The organism is Shigella sp. FC1967 (genome assembly GCF_001743005.1).
In the GTDB taxonomy this organism is placed as follows: Bacteria; Pseudomonadota; Gammaproteobacteria; order Enterobacterales; family Enterobacteriaceae; genus Proteus.
In genome coordinates this window covers 1-227 of sequence record NZ_MIIZ01000385.1, presented here as the reverse complement: position 1 = coordinate 227, position 227 = coordinate 1, and the positions used below count along the sequence as shown (strand labels likewise).

Sequence of the window (227 nt, the reverse complement as noted above, 5' to 3'; positions counted from 1 at the left end):
AGTAAAAACGATGCGAAATCGCTGAAAAGTCACAAAACTTGTTTTTGTGGCAAGAAGCGATTTGACCAACCGAGTAAAAACGAGGGCGGTAGGCTTTTTTGTTTTTTATCCTGATGAGCGTCCAGCGAAGAAAGGGAAAAACAGGGGGAGCCGAAACGAAATGACACGCCCCAGCGATGGCAAGTGAACCCCAGTGAACGTGTTTCGTTTTGGGGGCAAAGCCCCCC

The 227-nt window shown here is 48.5% G+C and carries 1 protein-coding gene; it reads right to left on the bottom strand.

Annotated features, from left to right (window positions below; all coding sequences use genetic code 11):
* Nucleotides 1-29: 29 nt before the first annotated feature.
* The coding region (locus tag BHE89_RS24235) for a hypothetical protein (RefSeq protein WP_216080976.1) at nt 30-227 on the bottom strand (198 nt) is incomplete at its 5' end.